The organism is Oceanisphaera sp. W20_SRM_FM3 (assembly GCF_052119705.1).
Taxonomy (GTDB): Bacteria; Pseudomonadota; Gammaproteobacteria; order Enterobacterales; family Aeromonadaceae; genus Oceanimonas.
The window spans coordinates 36,042-43,024 of the sequence record NZ_JBGQOP010000028.1 but is presented as its reverse complement, the minus strand read 5'-3'; the positions used below and the strand labels follow the sequence as shown (position 1 = coordinate 43,024).

The following is a 6,983-nucleotide window of genomic DNA, read 5'->3' as shown; positions in this document are numbered from 1 at the left end:
CTAGCTTCTAGCTTCTAGCTTCTAGCTTCTAGCTTCTAGCTTCTAGCTTCTAGCTTCTAGCTTCTAGCTTCTAGCTTAAGGAGCTTCGGGATGATATTCACTGGGCGTGACGCCTAATCTTTGCTCTAACCATTCTTTTTGGCTAGCCAATAAGCGGCCATTGCTGTCGTTGAGTGCTCGGCACTGACGTGCCTGAGTTTGTACTTGTTGCCAGCTGGCCAATAAGGTTTGTGCTAACGCGGCGGGTAGGCGTTGGCATAAGGCTTCTAGGTTGGTCATGCCCAACTCTTGTAGTAAACCTTCACGCAAGCTGGCCTTATCGGCTAACTCTGCTGTTGTTTGTAATTGGCGCGGGTTATGCGCCAATAAGCCTTGGTGATCTTGATGGGTTAGCAAGCGCGCCTGTGCCTGCAACAAACGGTGCAAATCATCATAACCGGCGATTTCTTGCTCCAACCCTTGCTTAAGGGCAATTAACTGTTGGCGGATCTGTTGTTGGCGTAATGGTTGCTGGCTGGCTGCTTGGTCGGCCGCAGGCGCTACTTTGCTCATGGGCGGTGCAATTCAAGCACGGCTTGAGAAAGCGCGGCCATATCGAGCGGCAGCTCGCCCGCCGCTATGGCTTGGCGCAGGGCCGCTACTTTATCCAGATCCACATCGGGCAGGGCTTTGAGTTGCAGGCTCGCCGCTTGTACTAAACCCAGCTCGGCGCTGAGCTGAGTCTGCGGAGCGGTCGCCGCTTTAGCTTGGGGTTTGCTGGCCAAGCTTGAGGTGTCTGAGCTGGTTTTAGTGCTCACCGCGCTGAGCGCGGCCGTTGGCTGCGAGGTAATTTTCATCAATTTTTCGCCTTCATTTATCTTGTCTGGTGACTGGCGGTACATGTCCTGCAGCACATTAAGTACTATGAGTGCGTACTATGAGTGCAGGTGGCCAGTGAGTTATTACTAGATAACGGCACCTTGGGTGCCTTACTTTAATGTGTTGTTGATTTAAATGCTCGGCGCTTATCGCAACGTCTGCACCTTATTTCTGGCCACCACACGGGCTTGCATGCGTTTGCCGGAGTCGATATTTTGCACCAATACCAGCTCGCCTTTACTGGCGTTACCTAAAGCTAAACCTTGGGTACTCACGGCAAAGTTTTCGCCTCGTGCTTCTATGACCACTTGTTCATTTTTTTGTACCAGCCAAAGCGGCGCCAAAATAGCCGGGTACAAGGGCTGATCCTTGCTCAAGTTACGCAGTAACCGCCGTTTTGGTGGCTGCAGGCTACTAATAAAACCGCGATGCAATTGGCTCAAGTTCATGCTCTGTAGCCGCAGCAGATCGGCATTCAGTGCTTGCTCGCGCTTTAACGACTCAGCCGCCACCCATACCGGCAAACTCACCTCTACCGTGATGCGCCCGCGCAGCGTCCAACCTGGCTCATCAATACACGCTAACAAATAGGCTATGCGCCCCCAAGGCTTGGCGTCGGCTTGCGCGACTTCATAGCGCACGGCTTTTTGGCAGCTCGGTAAATGCGCAACACTCGCAGGCAGCCAAGGGCTGAACTCGGCCTGATAAGGCTGCCAGCGCTGTAAAACCGCATATTCGGTTAGTCGCTGAGTTGCGACGGAGATCAATTGGAGGCTCAGCATCTCCGCCAGTGGCTCAGGTTCGCGCTTGGCCGCAAGTTGCGGTTCAACGGCGATGTCTATGCCCGCTGTTGTACCGGCTGGTGCCACAGCCTGTGCCTGCTCTTGTGCTAACTCTTTTGCCACCTCTTTTGCCACCTCTTGTGCCAACTCTTTTGCTAAGAGTGGCGGCGCGCTGAGCAGCATAACGGCCACTAGGGCGTACCGTGCCCACTGGGCGAGGGCGACGTTTCGGGCTGTAAAATAAGCGCTTCCGTGCGGAAAGTGCTGTTCCCTTTTTCGGGCGGAAGTAGGCAGGCTTAATTTGTATTTCATTGATAAATAACAACTTTAATTAGTGGCACGGATCTTGACTATCGAAGGTGAAGACACACATGGCGCTTAAGGAAATTACATGGCATTGGGGCTGGAAAAAGCACTGGGCATACATCCGCACGCATTATCGCTCAGGATGGACAGAACACAATTACTGACCAGTAATTTGGCCAACGTCGATACCCCAGGTTATCAGGCGCGCGACATCGATTATGCGACTGTGTTGCAACAAACCGCGCGCTCACTCGAGCAAGGCGGTAATGGCGGTCCCCAAGCCGAGTCCTTATATCGTACGCCTTATCAGCCGTCGCAAGATGGTAACACGGTGGAACTGTCGGTGGAGCAAACGGCCTTTGCCGAAAATGCCATGGACTTTCAAACCAGCCTGACTTTTTTGAACATTAAATTACGTGGCCTAAATCAAGCCATAGAAGGACGTTGATATGTCGTTTAGCGCAATTTATGACATTGCCGGTAGTGCGTTACAGGCGCAAACCAGCCGCATGAATACCGTGGCTTCTAACCTAGCTAACGCCGGTTCGGTGGCGGCCAGCGAAGAAGAGGCTTATCGCGCCATTAAGCCGGTGTTTGCCACCGTCTATCAACATACCCAAGCCGGTGAGCTGAGCGGTGCTCAGGTGAATATTGCCGGTGTGGTGCCCTCAGATCGCCAGCCCGATCAACGCTATCAGCCGGATCACCCGCTGGCCAACGATGAAGGCTATGTGTATTACGCCGGCGTAAACGTGATGGAAGAAATGGCCGACATGATGTCGGCGTCTCGCAGTTTTGAGTCTGCCATCGAAGTGGTCGGTCGCGTGAACAGCATGCAGCAAGGGCTGCTGAATTTAGGGCAGCGTTAAGATGACTATCGCAACCGTGAATGGTTTGGATCGCGCCTCGGGCGTTCAGCAAAAGGGCATAGCGCCCGGTAACGATGTTACCAACTTGCGCAGCGAATTTTTGCAGATGATGGTGGCGCAAATTAATAACCAAGACCCGCTTAATCCGCTCGATGGCACCGAATATGTCTCTCAGTTGGCGCAGTTCAGCATGGTGGAAGGCATAGAGCAGATGAAGATGCAGGGGCAGCAGCAAGCGACCTTGCTCGACACCCTGCAGGTGTTGAGCAGCACCTCTTTAATGGGCAAGCAAGTGTCTGTGCCCACCCAGTCAATCACGCTCGATAAACCGGAAGCGTTGCACGGCAAAATCATGGTGCCGGCCGGTACCGAAAAGCTGACCATGCAGGTGTATGACCAAAATGGCAGCTTAGTGCACGAGCAAGAGTGGTCTAACCCTAAAGGCGAGCAAGCTTTTGATTTGCCTGAATTAGCCAGTGGTGAGTACGACTTTAAGGTGTTGGCGGAGCGCGAAGGCAATGTTTCGCCGTTGGCGCCCACACTGACGCGCACCGTAGAAAAAGTCAGCCTGCCCGGTGGCGGTGGCGACATCATGCTCAGCATTGCGGGTATTGGCCAAGTGTCATTATTTCAGGTGACTGAGTTCAGTCAGCCTTAAGCCTTCGATTTTCAGAATAAGCACTAAGGAATTTTTTATGTCGTTAAGTATTGGATTAAGCGGCCTGCGTGCCACCAACGAATCGTTAGGTGTGATCAGCCACAACATTGCCAACGTCTCCACCGCCGGCTTTAAGAGTGCGCGCGCCGAGTTTGCCGCCGTTTACGGTGGCGGCCAAGCGGGTGGTGTGGGCGTCAGTAATGTGTCCCAAGACTTTGGTCGCGACGGCGATGTGGTTAACACCGGCCGTGCGCTGGACTTGGCCATTTCCGGTAACGGCTTCTTCATGACTCAGCATAACGGGCAAATGAGTTATACCCGCGCCGGCACCTTTAATCGCGATGCAGACAACTTTATCGTGTCTGGCAACGGCTCACGGCTGCAAGGCTATATGGCCAACGAGGCTGGCCAGTTGCAACAGGGCGTACTCGGTGACTTGCGCATTGACGGCGGCAGCCTGCCCGCCAAAGCCAGCACCAAGCTGGACTTTACCGCCAATTTAAAAGCGGACGCCGTCGCACCCACTAGTGTGTTCGATGTAGCTGATGCCACTAGCTATAACTTTTCGCAGTCGAGCGAAGTGTATGACTCACTCGGCAGTCGCCACGTGGTGACCCAGTACTTTGTGAAAACCGGTGATAATAAGTGGAATGTGCATTCTCAGGTGGATGGCGCCGCCGTGGGTGCACCACAAGCCATGGAATTTAATACCGACGGCACCCTGCTAACGCCTGCGGGCAGCATGACGCTGAACTTTGCTCCGGCCGGCGCTAATGCCATGACCATCAGCATAGATCCCGCCAAGATGACGCAATACGCCGCCGACTTTAGCGTGTCGCGTAATCAAGCAGACGGCTATACCGCAGGTGAATTAGCGGGCGTGCGTTTTGAGTCAAACGGTGACATGTATGCGGTATTCACCAACGGCCAAGACCAGCTGAAAGGCAAGGTGGTAATGGCCAATTTCGCCAATCCTAATGGCCTACGCCAAGGCAACGACACTACCTGGCAGCAAAGCTTTGCCTCGGGCGCGCCTACGCTGGGCGAGCCGGGTACCGGCACCTTAGGTAGCTTAACGGCGGGCGCCTATGAAGGCTCAAACGTCGAGTTAACCGGCGAGCTGGTGAATCTCATGACCGCCCAGCGCAACTATCAGGCGAACTCCAAAACCATTAGCACCGCCGACAAGATGACCCAAATCTTGTTTAGCTCCTTTTAAGGGCCGTTAAATGGACAAGCTGCTTTATACCGCCATGTCTGGCGCCCAGCACGCCTTAATGGCGCAAGGCATACGGGCCAATAACTTGGCCAACGCCAACACCCAAGGTTTTAGGGCTGACTATGAGCAGGCGTCGGCACACGCCTTAAATGGTGACGGCTTTCACACTCGCGTCTTGGCGCAAAGCCAGCAGGCGGGCAGTAATTTGGCCGCCGCACCTTTGCAAGAAACCGGTCGCGAGCTAGACGTAGCGATACAAGGCGACGGCTTTATCGCGCTGCAAAGTGGCGGCCAAGAAGGCTACACCCGCGCCGGTAACATGTTAATTAGCCCAGACGGCGAGCTGACCATTAATGGCCATGTGGTGATGGGCGAGGGCGGCCCCTTGCAGTTGCCGGAATTTAGCTCGCTTGAAATTGGTGCCGACGGCACCATCAGCCTAACGCCGCCGGGCGGTGGTGCTCAGGTGGAAGGTGGGCGCATTAAGTTGGTGCAGCCGGGCCAAGGCGAGCTGCAAAAAGGCCTAGATGGTTTGTTTTATGCCATAGAGCCGGGGGAGCTGGCACAAGCGGAAGACGTGCAACTTAAGCAAGGGCACCTAGAGGGCGCCAACGTCAATGTGGTGGAAGAAATGGTGCAAAACATGGCGCTGAGTCGCCAGTTTGAACTGCAAGTGCGCGCCATGAAAACCGCCGACGACCAAGCTCGCGCCGGCGCTCGCTTAATACGCGGCAGCTAGGCCCTTAGGGCAGCGATAAGCTTGAAGCCGTAAGCGGGAAGTTAACGCTGAATACTATTTAAATGACCTTTAGGTGAACAGACATGCACGCAGCATTATGGGTAAGTAAAACTGGACTAAGTGCACAAGATGCACGCATGACCGCCATTTCTAATAACTTGGCCAACGTAAATACTGTGGGCTTTAAACGCGACCGCGTGGCCTTTGAAGATTTGTTCTATCAAGTACAGCGCCAACCCGGTGCGGCGGCGGATCAACAGAACCAGATCCCATCCGGCATTCAAATGGGTAACGGCGTTAAAGTAGTAGGCACCCAAAAAGTGTTTACCACAGGTAGCTTTCAAAACACCGGTCAAGAGATGGATCTTGCCATCGTCGGCCAAGGCTTCTTTCAAATTGAGCGCCCCAACGGCGAGATGGCCTATACCCGTAACGGTCAGTTTCATCGCAACAGCGAAGGCACCATGGTCAACGCCGAAGGCTTGCCGTTAGTGCCACAAATCGAAATTCCTGAAAGTGCCATCGGCGTTACTATCGCCAGTAATGGCACAGTGAGCGCCACCTTGGCCGGCCAAGCGGATGTGCAAGAACTGGGGATGATCACCTTGGCCAACTTTACTAATCCCGCCGGATTAGAAGCCATGGGTGGCAACTTATATCGCCAAACCGGTGCTTCCGGTGAACCGATAGAAGGCCAAGCCGGTGATGAGTCACTGGGCATGCTCAAGCAAGGTACGCTTGAGGGCTCAAACGTGAACGTAGTAGAAGAAATGGTCGACATGATCACCACCCAGCGCGCTTATGAAATGAACGCCAAGGTGGTATCGGCGGCAGATCAAATGCTGAAGTTTGTGAGTCAAGCGCTGTGATCAAAACTGTTTTAATCATTGCCTTGTTGGGCGCTGGCACCGTATTGCTGGCGGGCTGTTCTACTTACGAGCTAGTGCCACCTAAGCCGGGTGAAGATGACTGGGCGCCGACGCCGGCGCTGCAGTTGCCCAGCAATCAAACCACAGATGGCAGTGCCTTTACTCAGCATTCCATGATCAGCCTGTTTCAAGACAGACGCGCCTATCGGGTGGGCGATATTCTGACCGTGATGCTGGAAGAGCGAACTCAGTCGAGCAAGAAAGCCGATACCAGTCTAGATAAAAGCAGCGGCTTCGATATGCCAGTGCCCATTGTTGGCCGCAAGGCCAGAACCAACTTGACGGCCTCCGGCACCGTGGACCGCGATTTTAAAGGCTCGGCTAAAACCAGCCAGCAAAATACCTTGTCCGGCTACATTACGGTGACGGTGGCGGAAGTCTTGCCTAATGGCGTGTTACTGGTGCGCGGTGAAAAGTGGATCAAGCTCAACCAAGGCGATGAGTATGTGCGCCTGCAAGGCTTAGTGCGCATTGACGATATCGACCAACAAAACCGCGTGCCCTCGCAACGCCTCGCCGATGCGCGTATTACCTATGCCGGTCGCGGTGCGCTGGCCGACACCAATCAAGCCGGTTGGCTGAGCCGCCTGTTAAACGGCAGCTTGTTTCCGCTCTAGGAGTAA

At 54.2% G+C, this 6,983-nt stretch carries 10 protein-coding genes; 7 read left to right on the top strand and 3 right to left on the bottom strand.

The features are described from left to right. Positions 1-75 precede the first annotated feature (75 nt). The 3 genes from flgN to flgA all read right to left on the bottom strand — a co-directional run bounded on the left by flgN (position 76) and on the right by flgA (position 1,823). Positions 76-552: a flagellar export chaperone FlgN gene (gene flgN, locus ACEN2G_RS12900; protein ID WP_442022176.1), complete on the bottom strand. Its 477-nt coding sequence runs from the start codon at positions 550-552 to the stop codon at positions 76-78. Next, complete coding sequence (gene flgM, locus ACEN2G_RS12895) at positions 549-836, bottom strand: flagellar biosynthesis anti-sigma factor FlgM (RefSeq protein ID WP_442022174.1); 288 nt, start codon at positions 834-836, stop codon at positions 549-551. The genes flgN and flgM overlap by 4 nt, the downstream gene beginning before the upstream one ends. Before the next feature lie 168 nt (positions 837-1,004). After that, positions 1,005-1,823: a flagellar basal body P-ring formation chaperone FlgA gene (flgA, locus tag ACEN2G_RS12890; RefSeq protein WP_442022180.1), complete on the bottom strand. Its 819-nt coding sequence runs from the start codon at positions 1,821-1,823 to the stop codon at positions 1,005-1,007. 208 nt (positions 1,824-2,031) lie between these two features. Between flgA and flgB the strand changes: the two genes are divergently transcribed. From flgB to flgH, 7 genes are all read left to right on the top strand, one after another. Further along, the gene (gene flgB / locus ACEN2G_RS12885) at positions 2,032-2,394 is read left to right on the top strand and encodes a flagellar basal body rod protein FlgB (protein ID WP_442022172.1); all 363 of its coding nucleotides are present in this window, start codon (positions 2,032-2,034) and stop codon (positions 2,392-2,394) included. A 1-nt stretch (position 2,395) separates the two neighbouring features. Next, positions 2,396-2,815, top strand: coding sequence for a flagellar basal body rod protein FlgC (gene flgC / locus ACEN2G_RS12880; protein ID WP_442022170.1), 420 nt, complete (start codon positions 2,396-2,398; stop codon positions 2,813-2,815). Between the two features lies 1 nt (position 2,816). Next, positions 2,817-3,473 (top strand): flagellar hook assembly protein FlgD, encoded by a 657-nt coding sequence (locus ACEN2G_RS12875; RefSeq protein ID WP_442022168.1) that lies wholly within the window; start codon positions 2,817-2,819, stop codon positions 3,471-3,473. Between the two features lie 37 nt (positions 3,474-3,510). Then, positions 3,511-4,692: a flagellar hook protein FlgE gene (gene flgE, locus ACEN2G_RS12870; RefSeq protein WP_442022166.1), complete on the top strand. Its 1,182-nt coding sequence runs from the start codon at positions 3,511-3,513 to the stop codon at positions 4,690-4,692. Positions 4,693-4,702: 10 nt separating this feature from the next. Continuing rightward, positions 4,703-5,431, top strand: a complete 729-nt coding sequence (locus tag ACEN2G_RS12865) for a flagellar basal body rod protein FlgF (RefSeq protein ID WP_442022164.1) — start codon at positions 4,703-4,705, stop codon at positions 5,429-5,431. 83 nt (positions 5,432-5,514) lie between these two features. Then, positions 5,515-6,300, top strand: coding sequence for a flagellar basal-body rod protein FlgG (flgG, locus tag ACEN2G_RS12860; protein WP_442022162.1), 786 nt, complete (start codon positions 5,515-5,517; stop codon positions 6,298-6,300). Then, positions 6,297-6,977 carry a flagellar basal body L-ring protein FlgH gene (flgH, locus tag ACEN2G_RS12855; RefSeq protein ID WP_442022160.1) on the top strand — a complete coding sequence of 227 codons (681 nt, stop codon included), beginning with the start codon at positions 6,297-6,299 and terminating at the stop codon, positions 6,975-6,977. Before flgG ends, flgH begins: the two co-directional genes overlap by 4 nt. Positions 6,978-6,983: the final 6 nt, after the last annotated feature.